1 protein-coding gene is annotated in these 225 nt (G+C 58.7%); it reads right to left on the bottom strand.

Translation table 11 applies throughout. From position 1 onward, the window contains the following. Positions 1 to 225 (bottom strand): aconitase family protein (locus tag B3187_RS03085; RefSeq protein ID WP_286804539.1); only part of this gene is annotated, 225 nt, incomplete at both ends.

The raw sequence follows: 225 nt of genomic DNA, 5'->3' as shown, positions 1-225 counted from the left end.
GGTGCAGCCATAGCCCACCAGGTAGAAACCCAGACCTTCCAATTCGTCCATCAGACCAGCTTTTTCCAGGTAGTCGGTCACGACTTTGGAGCCGGGCGCCAGGCTGGTTTTGACCCAAGGACGAGCGCTCAACCCTTTGGCACGGGCATTTTTCGCCACCAGACCAGCGGCCATCAAAACCGCCGGGTTGGAGGTGTTGGTACAGCTGGTGATCGCGGCAATCAC

It is taken from the genome of Marinimicrobium sp. UBA4209 (genome assembly GCF_002381585.1).
Taxonomy (GTDB): Bacteria; Pseudomonadota; Gammaproteobacteria; order Pseudomonadales; family Cellvibrionaceae; genus Marinimicrobium; species Marinimicrobium koreense.
The sequence above is the reverse complement of the archived record's forward strand: the minus strand, read 5'-3'. Positions and strand labels throughout refer to the sequence as shown.